The following is a 19990-nucleotide window of genomic DNA, read 5'->3' on the forward strand; positions in this document are numbered from 1 at the left end:
GGGCGGTACCCGAAGGGGGCCCGGGGCGGATCACCGCCCCGGGCCCCCACGTCCACACCGGCCGATCAGGGGTAACGGCGCGGGGTCCAGGTCACCCTCGACCCGTCGGGCCGCTGCGTGACCTGGGTCTGCGAGGACCCGATCAGCAGGATCGTGCGCATGTCCACCTCGGACGGCTCCAGTTCGGCGAGCGTGACGATGCGCACCGACTGCTCCGGGCCACCCACGTCCCGGGCGACGACCACCGGGGTCTGCGGGGCGCGCAGCTCCAGCAGGAGTTCGCGGGCCTGGGCGACCTGCCAGGTCCGGCTGCGCGAGCCCGGGTTGTAGAGGGCGAGGACCAGGTCCGCCGCCGCGGCGGCGCGCAGCCGCTGCGCGATGACCTCCCACGGCTTGAGCCGGTCCGACAGGGAGATGGTGGCGTAGTCGTGGCCGAGGGGGGCTCCGGCTGCGGCGGCCGCCGCGTTGGCGGCGGTCACGCCCGGCAGGACCCGTACGGGCACGTCCTTGTACTCGGGCTGCCCGGCGACCTCCAGGACGGCCGTGGCCATGGCGAAGACGCCCGGGTCGCCGCCGGAGACCACGGCCACCCGCTTGCCGCGGCGGGCGAGGTCGAGGGCGAACTCGGCGCGCTCCGACTCCACCTTGTTGTCGGAGCCGTGCCGGATCTGGCCCGGCTTCGCGGGGACGCGGTCGAGGTAGGTGGTGTAGCCGACGAGGACCTCCGCGTCGGCGAGGGCCCGCCGGGTCTCGGGGGTGAGCCACAGCGGCCCGGCCGGTCCGGTGCCGACCACGGCGACCTCGCCGGGCCCGGACGGCACGCTGCCGGGGTTGCCGATCCGGCTGGGCACGACGGCGACGGCGAAGTACGGAACGGTGTCCGGGTCGGTGTCCGCCAGGACGCCGGTCCGCTCCCCCTCCATGGTCGCGCGCTCGACGTAGCGGGCCTCGGCGAGCCGGCCGCTGCCCTCCATCGCCCGCCGCACCGCGGGGAAGGTGCGGCCGAGCTTCATCACGACCGCCGAGTCGGTGGCGGCGAGCCGGGCGGTGAGCTCCTCCTCCGGCAGGGTGCCGGGCAGGATCGTCAGCACCTCCTCACCCTCCACGAGAGGGGTGCCGAGCCGGGCAGCGGCGGCGCTGACCGAGGTCACGCCGGGGATCACCTCGGCCTCGTACCGGTCGGCGAGCCGCTTGTGCATGTGCATGTACGAGCCGTAGAAGAGGGGGTCGCCCTCGGCGAGCACCGCGACGGTGCGCCCGGCGTCCAGGTGCGCGGCGAGACGGGCCGCGGAGGCCTCGTAGAACTCCTCCATCGCGCCCTGGTAGCCGCCGGGGTGGTCGGTGGTCTCGGTGGTGACCGGGTAGACCAGCGGTTCCTCGACGTGGTCGGCGCGCAGGTGCCGGGCGGCGATGGAACGGGCGATCGAGCGGCCGTGGCGGGCACTGTGATAGGCGATGACGTCCGCCTCGGCGATCACCTGGACCGCGCGCAGGGTCATCAGGTTCGGGTCGCCGGGACCGAGCCCGACCCCGTACAGGCGGCCCGGGGTGGTGTCGCTCATTCTTCCTCGCTCGCAATCGCGTTGACGGCGGCGGCCGCGATGGCGCTGCCACCGCGCCGGCCCCGGACGATCAAGTGGTCGAGGGCGGAGGGGTGTTCGGCGAGGGCGTCCTTGGACTCGGCGGCGCCGATGAAGCCGACGGGCACGCCGATGACGGCGGCCGGGCGCGGGGCGCCCTCCTCGATCATCTCCAGCAGCCGGAACAGCGCGGTCGGCGCATTGCCGACGGCGATCACGGAGCCCTCCAGCAGGCCCCGGTCACGCCACACTTCGAGGGCGGCGGCGCTGCGCGTGGTGCCCATCTTCGCGGCGAGCGCGGGGACGGCCGGGTCGGAAAGGGTGCAGATCACCTCGTTGTCGGCGGGCAGCCGCTTGCGGGTCACCCCGCTGGCGACCATCTGCACGTCGCAGAGGATCGGTGCGCCGGCGTGCAGCGCGGCGCGTGCCCGCAGCACGACGTCCGGGGTGTAGCCGAGGTCCTGGGGCAGGTCGGTCATTCCGCAGGCGTGAATCATGCGCACCGCGACCTGGGCGACGGAGGCGGGCAGCCCGGAGAGGTCCGCCTCGGCGCGGATCGTGGCAAAGGACTGGCGGTAGATGGCCGCGCCGTCCTTCTCGTACTCGAACACTGTGTACTCGCTCATTTCTTCGCTGCGTCGTGGGAGGTGGTGCGGCGTGCGGCCGCGAGGGCCGCGGGAAGTGCGGAGAGGTGGACGCCGTGCTGCGGGGCGCTGTCCTCGGCGGCCACGTCGTACCCGGAGGGGGTGGCGACCACGTCGACCCAGGCGGTCCCGCGGGGATGTCCGCAGCGGCGTTCGCAGCCGGACCAGTGGACGGGGCGGGTACCGCGGGTCTGCTCCACCACGCTCCGCGCGTCGGCGCGGACGTCGGCGAGGGAGTTGGCGCAACCGGGCCTGCCGGTACAGGCGGTGACGGTCTCCCAGGGGCTGCCGGGGCTCACCACCAGGCCGGCGCTCTCCAGCAGCGCCCGGGCGGAGCCGGGCCCGTCCGGAGGCCCTTCGAGCGGGGCGCCGGGCAGGACGATGCTGCGCCAGGGGGTGATCCGCAGGCGGCGTCCGCCCCGGTCGGCGACCTGGACCAGCGCCCGCCACTGAGCGGTGGTCAGGCGCCCGAGCGGGGGCAGGACGCACAGCGCGGCCCGGTCGCCGGCGCCGGTCCGCCCGGGGCGGGGCGGGGCGGCGTACGGCCAGACGGGGTCGGCCGTACGGGTCGCCCCGATACCGGCGGTGGCGAGCCGCAGTACGAACGCGTCGGCACGCAGGGCGTGTTCGGGGGGCAGCTCGGAGACCCGCCAGGCCCGGGTGCCGGCCGCATCGGCGGTGTCGAGGAAGTGGAGGGCGGCGAGCAGCGCCGCCCGGGGTGCGTCGGCCGCGGCCAGTTCCACCGCGTCCGCGGCGCGGCCGAGGCGGAGCAGGGCCCGGCCGCCGGGCCGGGCGAGCACGGTGATGTCGGGGCCGAGCGCGGCGACGTCCCCGCGGCCGTCGTCGAAGGCGAACAGGAACCGCCCGGACAGGGCGGTGGCCCGTGCGCTCGCGCACAGCAGCCGGTCCAGTTCCCCGGCCCAGGGCAGTACGTCGGGCCGGCCGGAGCCGTCCAGTCCGGACAGGGGGGTGGCCACGATGTTGCGGATCCGCTCGTGGCCGGGTGCGGGCAGCAGCCCGGCGGCGTCCAGCAACGCCGCCAGCTCGGCGCCGCATTGGTCGGCCAGCCCGCGCAGCTGGACGTTGCCGCGGGAGGTGAGCTCCAGCAGCCCGTCGCCGAACCGGTCGGCGGCGAGGGCGAGCCGGGACGCCTGGTCGGCGGTGAGCAGGCCGGCCGGTATCCGGATGCGGGCCAGGAACCCGTCGTCCGCGGCGTGCAGCCGCAGCGCGCCGGGGCAGGCGTCGCCGCGGTCGCGTATGACGGGTTCGTCCCGCGATGCGGCGGAGGGGGGCTGGGGCGGCATGGCGGCGAGCATACCCACGATTGCCGCACCCCGACCTGTGGCCGTCGCCACCCACCCCTTCCGCCCCCACCTGCCCGAATCCCACCCCGGGCGCACGCCTGCGCTTCCTGGCGCCCCGGGTGCGCCCCGGTGACCCCCGCTCCCGGCCGGTGGCCCGGCCACCTAAGATGACCACCGGCGGAGCCACCTGGCCCGTCATCGCCGAGGACGGCGACATGGGAGGAAGCCCGGTGCGAATCCGGCGCGGTCCCGCCACTGTGAACCCGGCAGAGCCATCCGCCGGGTGAGTCAGGAACTCCCGCTGTCCTCACTGCCCGGGGCGCGGAAACCCCGAGGAAGGCCTGCCGCCGCATGATCCTGCTGCTGTCGACGTCCGACACCGATCTGCTCAGCGCCCGCGCCGCCGCGGACGGCCCCGTCCCGTACCGGTTCGCGAACCCCTCCCGCCTTCCCCTCGACGACCTGCCCGGCCTGCTCGACGGCGTCGACCTGGTCGTCGTCCGCCTCCTCGGCGGCCTGCGCGCCTGGCAGGACGGGCTCGACCTGCTCCTCGCCCCGGGCCAGCACCGCCCCGTCGTGGTCCTGACCGGCGAACAGGCCCCGGACGCGCAGCTGATGGAGGCCTCCACGGTCCCGATCGGCATCGCGGCCGAGGCCCACGCCTACCTCGCGCACGGCGGCCCGGCCAACCTCGACCAGCTGGCCCGGTTCCTCTCCGACACCGTGCTGCTCACCGGCCACGGCTTCGAGCCGCCCGCCGCGGCGCCCACCTGGGGGCACCTGGAGCGCACGCCCGTACGCCCGTACGGCCCGCGCATCGCCGTCCTCTACTACCGCGCCCACCAGATGAGCGGCAACACCGCCTTCGTGCACGCCCTGTGCGACGCGATCGTCGAGAACGGCGGCACGCCCGCGCCCCTGTACGTCTCCTCCCTGCGCACCCCGGAACCGGAGCTGCTGGCCGAGCTGGAGTCCGCGGACGCGATCATCACCACCGTGCTCGCGGCCGGCGGCACCCGCCCCGCGACCGCCTCCGCGGGCGGGGACGACGAGTCCTGGGACGCGGGCGCGCTCGCCGCGCTCGGCGTGCCGATCCTCCAGGCCCTGTGCCTGACCGGTTCGCGCAGCGCCTGGGAGGAGAACGACGAGGGCCTGTCGCCGCTCGACGCCGCGACCCAGGTCGCCGTGCCAGAGTTCGACGGCCGGCTCATCACCGTCCCGTTCTCCTTCAAGGAGTTCGACGAGGACGGCCTGCCCGCGTACGTGGCCGACCCCGAGCGGGCCGCCCGGGTCGCAGGGATCGCCGTACGGCACGCCCGGCTGCGGCACATCGAGCGCCGCGACAAGAAGATCGCGCTCGTGCTGTCGGCGTACCCGACCAAGCACTCCCGCATCGGCAACGCGGTCGGCCTCGACACCCCGGCCAGCGCGGTGGAGCTGCTGCGCACCCTCATCGCGGGCGGTTACGACTTCGGCTCCGTCGAGGACATCCCGGGCGTGGTCTCCGGCGACGGCGACGAGCTGATCCGCGCCCTGATCGAGGCCGGCGGCCACGACCAGGACTGGCTGACCGAGGAGCAGCTGGCCCGCAACCCGGTCCGGATCCCGGCCGCCGACTACAAGCGGTGGTTCGCCGAACTCCCGGCCGAGCTGCGCGAGAGCGTCGAGCAGCACTGGGGCGAGGCCCCGGGCAACATGTTCGTCGACCGCTCCGCCAACCCGGAGGGCGACATCGTCCTCGCGGCCCTGCGCCGCGGGAACCTCCTCATCCTGATCCAGCCGCCGCGCGGTTTCGGCGAGAACCCGATCGCGATCTACCACGACCCGGACCTGCCGCCCTCGCACCACTACCTGGCCGCGTACCGCTGGATCCAGGCGCGCGCGGAGGACGGCGGTTTCGGTGCCGACGCGATGATCCACCTGGGCAAGCACGGCAATCTGGAGTGGCTGCCCGGCAAGAACGCGGGCCTGTCCGCCGCCTGCGCCCCGGACGCCGCGCTCGGCGACCTGCCCCTGGTCTACCCCTTCCTGGTCAACGACCCGGGCGAGGGCACCCAGGCCAAGCGCCGTGTGCACGCGACCCTCGTCGACCACCTGGTCCCGCCGATGGCGCGCGCGGAGTCGTACGGCGACATCGCCCGCCTCGAACAGCACCTGGACGAGTACGCGCAGATCAGCGCCATGGACCCGGCGAAGCTCCCGGCGATCCGCGCGCAGATCTGGACCCTGATCCAGGCCGCGAAGCTCGACCACGACCTGGGCCTCGAAGAGCGCCCGGACGACGACGGCTTCGACGACTTCCTGCTGCACGTCGACGGCTGGCTGTGCGAGGTCAAGGACGCCCAGATCCGCGACGGCCTGCACGTCCTGGGCGGCGCCCCGACGGGCGAGGCCCGGGTGAACCTGGTCCTCGCGATCCTGCGCGCCCGCCAGATCTGGGGCGGTACGACGGCCCTGCCCGGCCTGCGCGAGGCGCTCGGCCTGGACGAGTCCGCGGCCACCCGCACCTCGGCCGATGCGGTGGAGGAGCAGGCCCGGGACCTGGTCCAGGCGATGGAGGATGCGGACTGGGCTCCGGAGGCGGTGGCTTCGGTCGCGGCGGGTCACGGGGAGGACGTGGCGGCCGTACTGGACTTCGCGGCGCGCGAGGTGGTTCCCCGCCTGGCGGGCACGACGGACGAGATCGCGCACGTGGTGGCCGCCCTGGACGGCCGGTTCATCCCGGCCGGCCCCTCCGGCTCCCCGCTGCGCGGCCTGGTCAACGTCCTGCCGACGGGCCGCAACTTCTACTCGGTGGACCCGAAGGCGGTCCCCTCGCGTCTCGCGTGGGAGACGGGCCAGGCGCTGGCCGAGTCCCTGCTTACCCGCTACCGCACGGACAACGGCGAGTGGCCGGCCTCCGTCGGCCTGTCCCTGTGGGGCACGAGCGCGATGCGCACGGCGGGCGACGACGTGGCGGAAGCCCTCGCCCTGCTGGGCATCCGCCCGGTCTGGGACGAGGCCTCGCGCCGCGTGACGGGCCTCGAAGCGATCCCGCTCGACGAGCTGGCCCGCCCCCGGATCGACGTCACCCTGCGCATCTCGGGGTTCTTCCGCGACGCGTTCCCGCACGTGATCGGCCTGCTGGACGACGCGGTACGGCTGGCGGCCTCGCTCGACGAGCCCGCCGACCAGAACTTCGTCCGGGCCCACGCCCAGGCCGACCTGGCCGAGCACGGCGACGAACGCCGCGCCACCACCCGCATCTTCGGCTCCCGCCCGGGCACGTACGGCGCCGGCATCCTCCAGCTGATCGACTCCCGCGACTGGCGTACGGACGCCGACCTCGCGGAGGTTTACACGGTGTGGGGCGGCTACGCGTACGGCCGCGGCCTGGAGGGCCGCCCGGCCCGCGCCGAGATGGAATCGGCGTACAAGCGGATCACGGTGGCCGCGAAGAACACGGACACCCGCGAGCACGACATCGCCGACTCGGACGACTACTTCCAGTACCACGGCGGCATGGTGGCCACGGTCCGCGCCCTGCGCGGCACGGCCCCGGAGGCGTACATCGGCGACTCCACCCGCCCGGAGACGGTCAAGACCCGCACCCTGGTCGAGGAGACCTCGCGCGTCTTCCGCGCCCGGGTGGTCAACCCCAAGTGGATCGAGGCGATGCGCCGCCACGGCTACAAGGGCGCCTTCGAACTGGCGGCGACGGTCGACTACCTCTTCGGCTACGACGCCACGACGGGCGTGGTCGCGGACTGGATGTACGACAAGCTGACGCAGACGTACGTCCTGGACCCGGCCAACCGCGCCTTCCTGGAGGAGGCCAACCCCTGGGCCCTGCACGGCATCGCGGAACGCCTCCTGGAGGCCGAGTCCCGCGGCATGTGGGAAAAGCCGGACCCCCAGACCCTCGAAGCCCTCCGCCAGGTCTACCTGGACACGGAGGGCAACCTGGAGGCCGAGGCGGAGTAACCCCCGCCCTCAGCACCCAGAACGGCGCCCGGCCCACCCTCTCGGTGAGCCGAGCGCCGTTTCGACCGTCAGGAGTACGCGCCCGCTCTGCACCGTGCAGAGCGGGCGCGCGCGTGTCGCAGGCTCACGTTTCCTGCGGACCCCACCCCTCATCGGACAGGTCGATCGGGCGTCAGGTCAGAGGATGACAAGTATGCATGCTGCTGAACGAGTTGCGGGTACGGGGCCCCGCCCCTCAGTCACATGGAGTCGCAGGAAGTCCCGCGGACCCGGGCCCCGGCCTCCCGCTCCGGCTCTCGGGGAAGGAGCGCCCCCATCCCCTATCCCCTTATCCGCCGGCAGGCCGCGGCGGCGTGGGAACGGCGGCTGCGTCACCTGAAGCGGTGAAATCGCCCTTGACCCGGCGCGAGCAGGGGTAGGGCACGGCTGAACTCGGGCGGGGCCGCGATGCCGGGCCGCCGCACTCTCCGACCGAAAGGTTTCTCCGCCGTGACGCAGCCGTTCCACCTGCCGGATTTCTACCTGCCCTATCCGGCGCGACGGAACCCCCACCTGGAGGCCGCGAGAACGCACAGCAGGCAGTGGGCCCGCGACTTCGGGATGCTGGAGGGGTCCGGTGTCTGGGAGGAGGAGGACCTCGACGCGCACGACTACGCCCTGCTGTGCGCCTACACCCACCCCGACTGCGACGGCGACGCGCTGAACCTGGTCACCGACTGGTACGTGTGGGTGTTCTTCTTCGACGACCACTTCCTGGAGACGTACAAGCGCTCCCAGGACCGCGCCGGCGCCAAGGCCTATCTCGACCGGCTCGCCGCCTTCATGCCGATGGACCTGGCCGACGGCTTCCCCGAGCCGACGAACCCGGTGGAGGCCGGGCTGAGGGACCTCTGGCTGCGCACCGTCCCTGCCATGTCGGCGGACTGGCGGGAACGATTCTCCGCCAGCACCGCGAACCTGCTCAACGAGTCGATGTGGGAGCTCGCCAACATCGACATCGGCCGGGTCCCCAACCCGCTCGAATACATCGAGATGCGCCGCAAGGTGGGCGGCGCCCCCTGGTCGGCCGGACTGGTCGAGTACGTCTCCGCCGAGGTCCCGGCCCGGGTCGCGCACACGCGGCCGCTCGGTGTGCTGCGCGACGCCTTCTCCGACGCCGTGCACATCAGGAACGACCTCTTCTCCTACCAGCGGGAGGTCGCCGACGAGGGTGAACTGTCCAACGCCGTCCTGGTGCTGGAGACCTTCCTCGGCTGCACCACCCAGGAGGCCGCCGAGGCCTCCAACGACCTGCTGACCTCCCGCCTCCAGCAGTTCGAGCAGACCGCGCTCGTCGAACTGCCCCACCTGTTCGCCGACCACGCGATGACCCCGGCCGAGATCGCCGCCGTCCTCGCCTACGCCAAAGGACTGCAGGACTGGCAGTCCGGCGGCCACGAGTGGCACATGGTCTCCAGCCGCTACATGAACGAGGAGGCCCGGACCACCGGCCCGCTGTCCCTGCCGTTCCTTCCGCAGGGCCTCGGCACCGCCGCGCTCGACCTCCGCTCGATCCTGGCGCCCCGCGCGATGGACCTGCGCCGCCGGTCCTTCACGCACATCCCCTTCGAGCGCACCGGGCCGTCCGTGATCCCGGACATCCGCCTGCCGTTCGCGCTCTCCCTCAGCCCGCACCACGCGTACGCCCGGGAGGGCTCGGTCGCCTGGGCCTGGGAGATGGGGCTGCTCCATCCCCAGCCCGGCGACCCCGGCTCCGTCATCTGGTCCGAGGAGAAGCTGCGCGGCTTCGACTTCGCGCTGTGCTCGGCGGGCCTGGACCCCGACGCCACGCCTCAGGAGCTGCTCCTCAACGCGTGCTGGCTGACCTGGGGCACGTACGCCGACGATTACTACCCGGTGGTCTTCGCCCGGTCGAGGGACCTGGCCGCCGCCAAGGCGGCCACCGCCCGGCTGATCGCCCTGGTCCCGGTCGACCACGCCGAGCAGGCGCAGCCGGTGACCGCGATGGAGCGCGCGCTCGCCGACCTGTGGGTGCGCACCAGCCACGGCATGGCCCCCGGGAACCGGGCCGAGTTCCGGGCCACGCTGGTCGACATGCTGGAGAGCTGGCTGTGGGAGGTGGAGAACCGGGTCCACCACCGCATCCCGGACCCCGTGGACTACGCCGAGATGCGCCGCCGCACCTTCGGCTCGTCCCTGACGATGTACCTGTGCCGGCTGGGCCATGCGGGCCGGGGCATCCCCGACGGGGTCTACGCCTCGGGAGCCATCCGGTCCCTGGAGAACGCCGCCGCCGACGCGGCCTGTCTGGTCAACGACGTCTTCTCCTACCAGAAGGAGGTGGAGTTCGAGGGCGAGGTGCACAACCACCTCGTCGTCACACGGAACTTCTTCGACATCGGCTATCCACAGGCCCTGCACATCTGCCATGCGCTGATGACGCAGCGCATCGAGGAGTTCGAGCACATCGTCGCGAACCAGCTGCCGCTGCTCTACGACGACTGGGAGCTGGACGCCGCGGCCAGGGCGGGGATGGAGGCCTACGTCGGGGAGCTCCGGGACTGGATCGCGGGCATCCTCAACTGGCATGTTCAGGCGCGGCGTTATCGTGAGGAGGACCTGACCCGGGCACCCGACGGGCTGTCCTCCGCGGTCCGGAGTCCCTCCTTCGGCATGGCGGCGGCCCGGGTCTCGCTGCCCGCCTGACCGATGAGCCCGGCGGCGGGGACGGTCCGCTCGCCCGCCCCCGCCGCCGTACCCGGTTCCCCGGCCGGCCGGCAGGCGGCCCGCCGGGCCCGGGTCAGAACGCGTCGGCGGTGTGCGGCAGCAGCTCCGTGCGCAGGGCCGCGTCCAGTGCCGCCGCCGCGCCGGGCGTGTGCTCCACCACCAGCCCGGCGGCCACCAGTTCGGTGATCCGTGTCCCGCCCAGGTAGCACGCCGCCAGGTCCCGTACCTCCAGTTCCAGGTCCGGGGCCGCGTCGGTGCTCTCGTACGCCGCCCCGCCCGGGGCCGCCTTCAGCCGGAACCGCCCGGCGTTCGCGGGCAGCCGTACGTCGGCCACCTCCAGCACCAGTTCCACCGGGGCGGCCCAGGACCGCGCCGTCAGCGCCGCCCGTACGTCGACCAGGCGCAGCCACAGCGCCGGGAACTGGGCGGTGACCCGGACCTGGTCCCGGTCGGAGGCGAAGTGCAGCAGCGGGTCGTCGGGCGGCCGGCCCCACGCCCGGACCCGGCCGGTGAGGTCGAGGGCGGCCAGGAACTCCCACAGGGCGGCGGCGACGGCCGGGGTGTCGGCCTCCAGCTCGTCCACGCGGACCAGGCCCGGGCTGCGCACGGCCCCGCTGTCGTCCTCCGGCTTGGTGCGGAAGAGGACGTACCCGGCGATCGGTTCCCCCGGCTCGCCGAGGACGATGATCCTGGGCGGACTCAACTCCTTGTCCCCCTCGTCCTGTTCGCACAGCCGGCCCTCGTTCCAGCGCTGCGGGCTGCTGGTCGGGCGTCCGGCCCGGACCGCGCGGGCCGCTTCGTGGTACGGCCCGATCACCTGCAGGGCGTCCGCGGGGTCGACCAGCCGCAGCGGACGCCGGTCGGGTTCGATGCGCAGCGCCAGCGGCCGGGTGGAGTCGATCTCGACGGTGGCCCCCTGGGTGGCCGCGCCGTAGCCGAAGCGTCCGTAGATGGCGGATTCGGAGGCCCACAGGGCGGCGACCGGGCATCCCGCGGCCCGGGTGCGCCTCAGCTGCTCCCCCATCAGGGCGGTGAGGACGCCGCGGCGGCGGTGGGTGGGGGCGACGGAGACGAAGGTGAGCCCGGGGCAGGGCAGATCGGCGCCGGGCACCGAGAGCCGGAAGTCGTGCGCGGCCATGAACCCGACCAGGGTGTCCCCGTCGTAGGCGCCGAGCCGGGCGCACTGGCGCAGGAGGGCGTGGTGGCGTGCGCGCCCCTCCTTCGCGGGGCGGGCGTGGAAGACCAGGTAGGCGAGTTCCAGCGCGCGGTCGATGTCGGACTCGGATACCTCGCGGATGTCCACCATGATCCGGAGACTAATCGGTCATCGCGGACCGGTCACCCCATAAAGGCCGGATCTGTCAGTCTGGCCGGTTCCCGCCTGCCCGGGGGTGCGACCGGGCCCCCCACTGCGGCCCGGGCCCGGCCCCCCACTGCGGCCCGGGCCCGGCCCCCCTACTGCGGCCCGGGCCCGGTCCAGCCGTTCGGCACGTGGGCGAGGCGGACGCGCTGGGGGTGGTCTCCGACGGGTACGGAGACCCGCTTGGCGCCGGTGGCGAAGTCGATGGCGGTGACGCGGTCGGCCCCGCTCTCGGAGATCACGCAGGCGGTGCCGTCGCCGTCGACGGTGGCCCAGTACGGCTTGGAGGCGGGCACCAGGGGCCCCGGGGTGAGCGTGGCGCGGTCCAGGACGGTGGCGTAGTCGTCCATGGTGCCCGCAATGCAGAGCCGGGCGCCGTCCGGGCTCATGGACATGCCGTGGTGGCGGGAGTCGTTGACCCAGGTGGTGCGGTCGGTGCTGGTGGCGGGGTTCTGCGGGAGCTCCTTGACGCGGGTGATCCGGTCGGTGGCGATGTCGTACTCCACCAGGCCGCTGAAAAAGGACACCTGGAAGTACAGCTTCGACTCGTCGGGGCCGAAGGACATCGGCCGGACCGCGTCGGAGAGGTCCCTGCGCCCGAAGGCGTCCAGCCGCTCCCGCATGTCGATCACACGGACCGTGCGGAAGGTCTGCGTGTCGACGACGGTGATCTTCCGGTCGCCCTTCGTCCAGTCGAGCCAGGGGGCGTCGAGCGCGGAGGTCACGTCGCCGATGGAGCTGTTCCACAGGTAGCGGCCGTCGCGGGTGAAGGTGTTCTCGTGCGGTTTGTCGCCGGTGGAGAAGGAGCCGATCTGTCGGCCCGTGGCGATGTCGAGGACGTGCACGGTGTTGGCGGTGGAGGCGGAGACGGCCACGCGGGTGCCGTCGGGGGACACGGCCATGTGGTCGGAGCGGAAACCGGCCACCGGGAAGCGCCAGTTGATCCGTCCGGTGCCCAGGTCGACGGAGACGACGTCGGCGAAGCTGGGCCGGGAGACGACGACGGCGGAACCGTCCGGGGTGGTGTACATGTCGTCGACGAACTGGTCGTGGCCCTCGCCGGCGGTGTTGCGGATCCCGAGGAAGAAGCCGAGCTTGACGGGGTTGAGGTAGATCTCCCGCAGCCGCTCCTCCTTGTCGGGGATCACGTTGATCCGGCCGATCCTGGCGAGGTCCCCGGTGGAGGCGAGCACATCGGCGGTGCCCTCCCAGTTGTTCCCGACGAACAGCACCTCGCGCAGCCCTGCGGCAGGCGGGGCGGCGGACGCCGCGGGCCCTGCGGCCGGGGCGGCGGACACGGCGGCCGGGGCGGCCGCGAGGGAGGCGGCGGCCAGGAGAGCGCCGGCCAGGAGCGTGCGTACGGACGTGCGGGCGGTGCGTTCGGGCCGGGACATCCGCTCAACTCCCTCATAGGAAAGCGCTGTTACCGGCGGGTAAAATAGAGGCAATGGGAAAAGGGCGCAACCCCCGCGGGGTTGCGCCCTTTTCCCACGCCTCAGGCGACGGAGCCGATCCTGCCGATCACCGACTTGGAGGCGTCCGGGTGGATCGGGATGTGCGCCCCGGTCAGCGCCGCACCGGAGCCGCCGCGCCGGTTCGCCACGATCTCGGCGGCGATGGACAAGGCGGTCTCCTCCGGGGAGCGGGCGCCGAGATCCAGGCCGATCGGGGAGCGCAGCCGGGCCAGCTCCAGCTCGCTCACGCCGACCTCGCGCAGCCGCTTGTTGCGGTCCTCGTGCGTGCGGCGGGAGCCCATGGCGCCGACGTACGCGACGGGGAGCCGCAGGGCCAGTTGGAGCAGCGGGACGTCGAACTTCGCGTCGTGGGTGAGCACGCACAGGACGGTCCGGCCGTCCAGGAGGCCCTGCTGCGACTGGGCCTCCAGGTAGCGGTGGGGCCAGTCGACGACGATCTCGTCCGCCTCGGGGAAACGGTTCTTCGTCGCGAAAACGGGCCGCGCGTCACACAGCGTGACGTGGTAGCCGAGGAACTTGCCGATCCGCACCAGGGCGGAGGCGAAGTCGATGGCCCCGAAGACCAGCATCCGCGGCGGCGGGACGCTGGACTCGACCAGGACCTTGAGCGGCTCTCCGCAGAGCCGCCCGTCGGCACCGATCTCCAGTACGCCCGTCCGGCCCGCGTCCAGCAAGGCGCGCGCCTCCTCGGCGATGGTGCGGTCCAGCTCGGGGTGGCCGCCGAAGCCGCCCTCGTGGCCTCCTTCGCCCCGTACGAGCACGGCGCGGCCCTTGAGCTCGGCCGGGCCCTCGGCGATCCGGGCGACCGCCGCCGCCTCCCCGCGGGCGGCGGCGGCCAGCGCGGCCGCGAACACCTCCCTGACGGGAGCGCCCACGGGGACCGGGGTGACGAGGATGTCGATGATCCCGCCGCAGGTCAGGCCCACGGCGAAGGCGTCGTCGTCGCTGTAGCCGAAGCGCTCCACGACGGACTCGCCGTCCTGGAGCGCCTGCCGGCACAGCTCGTACACCGCGCCCTCCACACATCCGCCGGAGACCGAGCCGATGGCCGTGCCCTCGCCGTCCACGGCGAGTGCGGCCCCGGGCTGCCGCGGTGCGCTCCCGCCGACCGCCACGACGGTGGCGACGGCGAAGTCACGTCCCTGCTCGACCCACCGGTTCAGTTCTTCGGCGATGTCCAGCATTGCGGCCTCCTCGGAGAGGGTCGGTTTCCAGTATCGGATGCGTGGAGGGTCGGGTGGGGCGGACCTGACTTACTTGACGCCGAGCCACGCCTCGATGGGGTGGAGGGCGAAGAAGACCAGGAAGACGCCCGTCAGGACCCACATGAAGGCGCCGATCTCGCGGGCCTTGCCCTGCGCGACCTTGATGGCCACGTAGGAGAGCACACCGGCGGCGACACCGGGCGTGATCGAGTAGGTGAAGGGCATGATCGCCACGGTCAGGAAGACCGGGATGGCGGTCGCGCTGTCGGCCCAGTCCACGTGGCGGGCGTTCTGCATCATCATCGCGCCGATGACGACCAGGGCCGCGGAGGCCACCTCACCCGGGACGATCTGCGTGATCGGGGTGAAGAAGAGGCAGAGGGCGAAGAAGAGGCCGGTGACGACGGAGGCGAGGCCTGTGCGGGCTCCCTCGCCGACGCCGGTGGCGGACTCGACGAACACGGTCTGGCCGGAGCCGCCCGTCAGGCCACCGATGGCGCCACCGGCACCGTCGATGAACAGAGCCTTGGACAGGCCCGGCATGCGGCCCTTGTCGTCGGCGAGCTTGGCCTCCGTGCCGACGCCGATGATGGTGGCCATCGCGTCGAAGAAGCCGGCGAGGACGAGGGTGAAGACGATCATGCCGACCGTCATGACACCGACGTCGCCCCAGCCGCCGAACTCGACCTTGCCGAACAGCGAGAAGTCGGGCATCGAGACGGCGGAGCCCTCAAGCACCGGCGCGCCGTTCTTCCAGGCCTTCGGGTCGATGTCGGCCACGGCGTTGAGGATGGCCGCGAGGATGGTTCCGCCGACGATGCCGATCAGGATCGCGCCGGGAACCTTGCGGGCCTGCAGCATGAAGATGGTGAGCAGGGTGACGCAGAAGATGAGGACGGGCCAGCCGGCGAGCTCGCCGACCGAACCGAGCTGGACCGGCGGACCGAACTCGGAGCCCTTGCCGACGAAGCCGGCCTTCACGAGACCGATCAGGGCGACGAACATGCCGATGCCCATGGTGATCGCGTGCTTGAGTGCGAGGGGGATCGCATTCATGATCATCTCGCGGAGGCCGGTGACGACCAGGAGACAGATCACGACGCCGTACATCACGCACATGCCCATGGCCTGCGGCCAGGTCATCTGCGGGGCGACCTGCGAGGAGAGCACGCCGGAGACGGAGAGTCCGGCGGCCAGCGCGAGCGGGACCTTGCCGACGAAGCCCATGAGCAGGGTGGTCAGGGCGGCGGCGAAGGCGGTGGCCGTGATGAGAGCCTTCTGGCTCATGGTGTCCCCGGCGACGTCCTTGCCGGAGAGGATCAGCGGGTTGAGCAGGAGGATGTACGCCATCGCCATGAAGGTCGTGACGCCGCCACGAATCTCATTGCCGAGGTTGGATCCTCTGTGGGTGATGTGAAAGTACCGGTCGAGCCAAGACCGTCCGGCGGGGTTGCGAGAGCCGTCGCCGGCCTCTTCCGCGGTGGTCTTGGGCTCCACAGACGACTGGGTCATGGTGCCTAACTCCCAAGGTTCACAGGGGCACCCGCATGGGGATTGGAGATCGCGGGATTTGGGATGGTGCGTTTGGCTGCACGACCCGGGGTGACGGCCCGAGGCGACGCGAATGGTTACTGCGTGTACGGGTACTGCGGGGGTACTGCTGGGGGGGTGTACTGCAGTGGAAGCGGACCGCGAGCGGTGCGGTACTTCGCACTCCGGGCGGTGGGACTGGAAGTGTGACGTTCCCGTGTCACACCGCCCGGAGAGTCTCAGGGGGTCCGGGGGCCTCGCGACCCCCGGACCGCGCCGTCCTAGAGGGTGCCGGTGAGGGCTTCCGGACGGATCGGCGTCTTGTTGAGCTCCAGACCGGTCGCCTGCCGGATCGCCGCGAGGACGGCCGGGGTGGACGACAGGGTCGGGGCCTCGCCGAGACCGCGCAGGCCGTACGGCGCGTTCGGGTCGGCGAGCTCCAGGACGTCGACCGGGATGGTCGGGGTGTCGAGGATGGTGGGGATCAGGTAGTCCGTGAAGGAGGGGTTGCGCACCTTCGCGGTGTTCGGGTCCACGATGATCTCCTCCATGACCGCCACGCCGAGACCCTGGGTGGTACCACCCTGGATCTGGCCGACCACGGAGAGCATGTTCAGGGCCTTGCCGACGTCCTGGGCGGTCGCCAGCTCGACGACCTTGACCAGGCCGAGCTCGGTGTCCACCTCCACGACCGCGCGGTGCGCGGCGAAGGTGTACTGCACGTGGCCGTCGCCCTGGCCCGTGACCAGGTCGAACGGGACGGTCGGCCGGTGGCGGAACTCAAGTTCGAGGTCGATGGCCTCGCCCTCAAGGATGTCGGCGATGTCCGCGAGGACCTCGCCGCCGTCGGTGACGACCTTGCCGCCCTCCAGCAGCAGCTCCGCGTTGGCCCACGCCGGGTGGTACGAGCCGTTCTTGCGGCGGCCCATCTCCAGCAGCGCCTCACGGACGTGCTCACAGGTGTTCTTCACCGCGCCACCGGTCATGTACGTCTGCCGCGAGGCGGACGTGGAACCGGCGGAGCCGACCTGGGTGTCGGCCGGGTGGATGGTCACCTGCGTGACGCCCAGCTCGGTACGGGCGATCTGCGCGTGGACGGTGACACCGCCCTGGCCGACCTCCGCCATGGCCGTGTGCACCATTGCGACGGGCTCGCCGTTGATGACCTCCAGGCGCACGCGGGCGGTGGAGTAGTCGTCGAATCCCTCGGAGAAGCCGACGTTCTTGATGCCGACGGCGTAGCCGACACCGCGGACGACGCCCTCGCCGTGGGTGGTGTTGGAGAGGCCGCCCGGCAGCGCGCGGACGTCCGCGCCCTCGCCGGCGGTCTCCCACTGGCGCTCCGGCGGCAGCGGGCGGGCCTTGACCCGGCGCAGCAGCTCGGCGACCGGGGCCGGGGAGTCCACGACCTGGCCGGTGGGCATGATCGTGCCGTGCTCCATGGCGTTCAGCTGGCGGAACTCGACCGGGTCCATGCCCAGCTTCGCCGCGAGCTTGTCCATCTGGGCCTCGTAGGCGAAGCAGGCCTGGACGGCGCCGAAGCCGCGCATGGCGCCGCAGGGCGGGTTGTTCGTGTAGAGCGCGATCGCCTCGATGTCGACGTCGTCGATGACGTACGGGCCGACGGAGAGGGAGGACGCGTTGCCCACGACGGCCGGGGAGGCCGAGGCGTAGGCGCCGCCGTCCAGGACGATCCTGCACTTCATGTGCGTGATCTTGCCGTCCTTGGTGGCGCCGTGCTCGTACCAGAGCTTCGCCGGGTGGCGGTGCACGTGGCCGAAGAAGGACTCGAACCGGTTGTAGACGATCTTGACCGGCTTGTTCGTGGCCAGGGCCAGGAGGCAGGCGTGGATCTGCATGGAGATGTCCTCGCGACCGCCGAAGGCACCGCCGACGCCGGAGAGCGTCATGCGCACCTTCTCCTCGGGCAGGCCGAGGACGGGGGCGATCTGCTTGAGGTCCGAGTGCAGCCACTGGGTGGCGACGTAGAGGTCGACGCCGCCGTCCTCGGCGGGCACCGCGAGGCCGGACTCCGGGCCGAGGAAGGCCTGGTCCTGCATGCCGAAGGTGTACTCGCCCTCGACGATCACGTCGGCGCGCTTGCGGGCCTCCTCCACGTTGCCGCGGATGATCGGCTGGCGGTGCACGATGTTCGGGTGCGGGACGTGACCGGCGTGGTGGTCGTCGCGGCCCTCGTGGATCAGCGGCGCGTCGGCGGCGAGGGCGGAGGCCTCGTCCGTGACGAGCGGCAGCTCCCGGTAGTCGATCTTGATCTTGGCGGCCGCGCGGCGGGCGGTCTCCGGGTGGTCGGCGGCCACGAGGGCGACCGGCTCACCGTGGTGGCGTACCCGGCCGTTGGCGAGAACCGGGGTGTCCTGGATCTCCAGGCCGTAGTTCTTCATCTCGGCCGGCAGGTCGTCGTACGTCAGCACCGAGTAGACGCCCGGCATGGCCAGGGCCTCGGAGATGTCGATGGAGGCGATCTCGGCGTGGGCGACGGTGCTGCGCAGGGTCTGGCCCCACAGCATGTCCTCGTGCCACATGTCCGAGGAGTACGCGAACTCACCGGTGACCTTGAGGGTGCCGTCCGGGCGGAGCGTGGACTCGCCGATGCCGCCCTTGGTGTGCTTCTGGGTGACGTTGGTCGGCGTACCGGCGGGCACGGTGCGGGTGTTCTGAGCCATGATCAGACCGCCTCTCCCTGACGGGCGGCCGCCAGGCGGACCGCGTCGAGGATCTTCTCGTAGCCCGTGCAGCGGCACAGGTTGCCGGACAGGGCCTCACGGATGTCCTGGTCGGACGGGTCGGCGTTGCGCTCCAGCAGGGCGTCGGCCTGGACCAGCAGACCCGGGGTGCAGAAACCGCACTGGACGGCGCCGGCGTCGATGAACGCCTGCTGGATGTTGGAGAGCTCGACGCCCTCACCGGTCTGGGAGTCGGTGCCCTTGGCGGACCACTGCTTGGCCTCGTCGGTGGACACGCCCTTGCCGCCGCCGCACGCGCCGGTGCCGCAGGAGTGGCCGTGCTCCTCGCGCTGCTTGGCGAAGTCGGCCAGGCCCTCGACGGTCACGACGTCGCGGCCCTCGACCTGACCGGCCGCGACCAGGCAGGAACAGACGGGCACGCCGTCGAGGCGGACGGTGCAGGAACCGCACTCGCCCTGCTCACAGGCGTTCTTCGAACCCGGCAGGCCCAGGCGCTCACGCAGGACGTAGAGAAGGGACTCGCCCTCCCACACATCGTCGGCTTCCTGCGGACGACCGTTGACAGTGAAATTGACGCGCATGGTTACGCAGCCCCTTCAAGCGAGCGGCCGTTGGTGCCGCGGTACTGCTCCCACGTCCAGACGAGCTGGCGGCGAGCCAAGATGCCAACCGCGTGACGGCGGTACTTCGCCGTGCCACGGACGTCGTCGATCGGGTTGCACGCGCCGGAGGCGAGCTCACCGAACTGCTTGGCGATCGACGGGGTGACGACCTTGCCGTTGTCCCAGAAGCCGCCCTCTTCGAGCGCGGCGTTCAGGAACTCCTCGGCGGCCTTCGCCCGGATCGGGGTCGGGGCGGCCGAGGCGATACCCGTACGCACGGTGCGGGTGTCGGGGTGCAGTGCGAGACCGAAGCCGCAGACGGCGATGACCATCGCGTTGCGGGTGCCGACCTTCGAGTACTGCTGAGGGCCCGTGGCATTCTTGATGTGGACCGTCTTGATGAGCTCGTCGGCGGCGAGCGCGTTGCGCTTCACGCCGGTGTAGAACTCGTCGATCGGGATGAGCCGGGAGCCGCGTACGGACTCGACCTCGACCTCGCAGCCGGCGGCGAGGAGGGCGGGGTGGGAGTCACCGGCGGGCGAGGCGCAACCGAGGTTGCCGCCGACACCGCCGCGGTTGCGGATCTGCGGGGACGCGACCGTGTGCGAGGCGAGCGCGAGACCCGGCAGCGTACCGCGCAGGTTCTCCATGATCTGGGTGTACGGGACGGAGGCGCCGAGCTTGGTGACCTCCTCGCCTACCTCCCACTCCCGCAGCAGCTCGATGCGGTTGAGGTCGAGGAGGTACTCCGGACGGCGGTGGTCGAAGTTGATCTCGACCATGATGTCGGTGCCACCCGCAATCGGCACAGCTGTGGGGTACTCGGCCTTAGCGGCGAGCGCCTCCTCCCAGCTGGCGGGGCGAAGGAAGTCCATCTGCGGCTCTCTTCTTCTTC

The 19990-nt window shown here is 72.2% G+C and carries 12 protein-coding genes and 1 riboswitch; of the genes, 2 read left to right on the forward strand and 10 right to left on the reverse strand.

The annotated features are described in order from the left end of the window. Window positions 1-65: 65 nt before the first annotated feature. From AC0666_RS31700 to cobG, 3 genes are read right to left on the reverse strand one after another with little or no spacing between them, the layout of a single operon-like run. Window positions 66-1562, reverse strand: coding sequence for a precorrin-2 C(20)-methyltransferase (locus tag AC0666_RS31700; RefSeq protein WP_468586571.1), 1497 nt, complete (start codon window positions 1560-1562; stop codon window positions 66-68). Beyond that, window positions 1559-2206 carry a precorrin-8X methylmutase gene (locus AC0666_RS31705; protein ID WP_361711662.1) on the reverse strand — a complete coding sequence of 216 codons (648 nt, stop codon included), beginning with the start codon at window positions 2204-2206 and terminating at the stop codon, window positions 1559-1561. Before AC0666_RS31705 ends, AC0666_RS31700 begins: the two co-directional genes overlap by 4 nt. Continuing rightward, window positions 2203-3528, reverse strand: a complete 1326-nt coding sequence (cobG, locus tag AC0666_RS31710) for a precorrin-3B synthase (RefSeq protein ID WP_478708886.1) — start codon at window positions 3526-3528, stop codon at window positions 2203-2205. The genes AC0666_RS31705 and cobG overlap by 4 nt, the downstream gene beginning before the upstream one ends. A gap of 184 nt (window positions 3529-3712) precedes the next feature. After that, window positions 3713-3839: riboswitch (cobalamin riboswitch) on the forward strand. A 40-nt stretch (window positions 3840-3879) separates the two neighbouring features. Here cobG and cobN point away from each other — a divergent pair. Further along, window positions 3880-7491: a cobaltochelatase subunit CobN gene (gene cobN / locus AC0666_RS31715; protein ID WP_478708887.1), complete on the forward strand. Its 3612-nt coding sequence runs from the start codon at window positions 3880-3882 to the stop codon at window positions 7489-7491. 489 nt (window positions 7492-7980) lie between these two features. After that, the gene (locus tag AC0666_RS31720; protein WP_478708888.1) at window positions 7981-10197 is read left to right on the forward strand and encodes a terpene synthase family protein; all 2217 of its coding nucleotides are present in this window, start codon (window positions 7981-7983) and stop codon (window positions 10195-10197) included. 94 nt (window positions 10198-10291) lie between these two features. Here the strand turns inward: AC0666_RS31720 and AC0666_RS31725 are convergent, their stop codons facing one another. The 7 genes from AC0666_RS31725 to AC0666_RS31755 all read right to left on the reverse strand — a co-directional run bounded on the left by AC0666_RS31725 (window position 10292) and on the right by AC0666_RS31755 (window position 19970). Next, complete coding sequence (locus AC0666_RS31725; protein ID WP_468973309.1) at window positions 10292-11524, reverse strand: GNAT family N-acetyltransferase; 1233 nt, start codon at window positions 11522-11524, stop codon at window positions 10292-10294. A gap of 149 nt (window positions 11525-11673) precedes the next feature. Further along, window positions 11674-12972: a YncE family protein gene (locus AC0666_RS31730; protein WP_468973306.1), complete on the reverse strand. Its 1299-nt coding sequence runs from the start codon at window positions 12970-12972 to the stop codon at window positions 11674-11676. 101 nt (window positions 12973-13073) lie between these two features. Continuing rightward, window positions 13074-14237 (reverse strand): XdhC family protein, encoded by a 1164-nt coding sequence (locus AC0666_RS31735; protein ID WP_468973303.1) that lies wholly within the window; start codon window positions 14235-14237, stop codon window positions 13074-13076. A gap of 69 nt (window positions 14238-14306) precedes the next feature. After that, complete coding sequence (locus tag AC0666_RS31740; RefSeq protein ID WP_468973300.1) at window positions 14307-15770, reverse strand: NCS2 family permease; 1464 nt, start codon at window positions 15768-15770, stop codon at window positions 14307-14309. A gap of 299 nt (window positions 15771-16069) precedes the next feature. Then, window positions 16070-18472, reverse strand: coding sequence for a xanthine dehydrogenase subunit D (gene pucD, locus AC0666_RS31745; RefSeq protein ID WP_468973297.1), 2403 nt, complete (start codon window positions 18470-18472; stop codon window positions 16070-16072). A gap of 2 nt (window positions 18473-18474) precedes the next feature. After that, entirely contained in the window at window positions 18475-19074 is a 600-nt protein-coding gene (locus AC0666_RS31750) for a (2Fe-2S)-binding protein (protein WP_361711686.1), read from the reverse strand. 2 nt (window positions 19075-19076) lie between these two features. Then, a complete protein-coding gene (locus AC0666_RS31755) occupies window positions 19077-19970 on the reverse strand; it encodes an FAD binding domain-containing protein (RefSeq protein WP_468973294.1) in 894 nt (297 codons plus the stop codon). Between the last annotated feature and the right edge of the window lie 20 nt (window positions 19971-19990).

The organism is Streptomyces sp. NPDC043680, from assembly GCF_056436685.1.

Bases quoted from the DNA above. Each gene is read 5' to 3' on its own strand.
- AC0666_RS31700 (WP_468586571.1), bottom strand. From the start codon at position 1,562: ATGAGCGACACCACCCCGGGCCGCCTGTACGGGGTCGGGCTCGGTCCC.
- AC0666_RS31705 (WP_361711662.1), bottom strand. From the start codon at position 2,206: ATGAGCGAGTACACAGTGTTCGAGTACGAGAAGGACGGCGCGGCCATC.
- cobG (WP_478708886.1), bottom strand. From the start codon at position 3,528: ATGCCGCCCCAGCCCCCCTCCGCCGCATCGCGGGACGAACCCGTCATA.
- cobN (WP_478708887.1), top strand. From the start codon at position 3,880: ATGATCCTGCTGCTGTCGACGTCCGACACCGATCTGCTCAGCGCCCGC.
- AC0666_RS31725 (WP_468973309.1), bottom strand. From the start codon at position 11,524: ATGGTGGACATCCGCGAGGTATCCGAGTCCGACATCGACCGCGCGCTG.
- AC0666_RS31730 (WP_468973306.1), bottom strand. From the start codon at position 12,972: ATGTCCCGGCCCGAACGCACCGCCCGCACGTCCGTACGCACGCTCCTG.
- AC0666_RS31735 (WP_468973303.1), bottom strand. From the start codon at position 14,237: ATGCTGGACATCGCCGAAGAACTGAACCGGTGGGTCGAGCAGGGACGT.
- AC0666_RS31740 (WP_468973300.1), bottom strand. From the start codon at position 15,770: ATGACCCAGTCGTCTGTGGAGCCCAAGACCACCGCGGAAGAGGCCGGC.
- pucD (WP_468973297.1), bottom strand. From the start codon at position 18,472: ATGGCTCAGAACACCCGCACCGTGCCCGCCGGTACGCCGACCAACGTC.
- AC0666_RS31750 (WP_361711686.1), bottom strand. From the start codon at position 19,074: ATGCGCGTCAATTTCACTGTCAACGGTCGTCCGCAGGAAGCCGACGAT.
- AC0666_RS31755 (WP_468973294.1), bottom strand. From the start codon at position 19,970: ATGGACTTCCTTCGCCCCGCCAGCTGGGAGGAGGCGCTCGCCGCTAAG.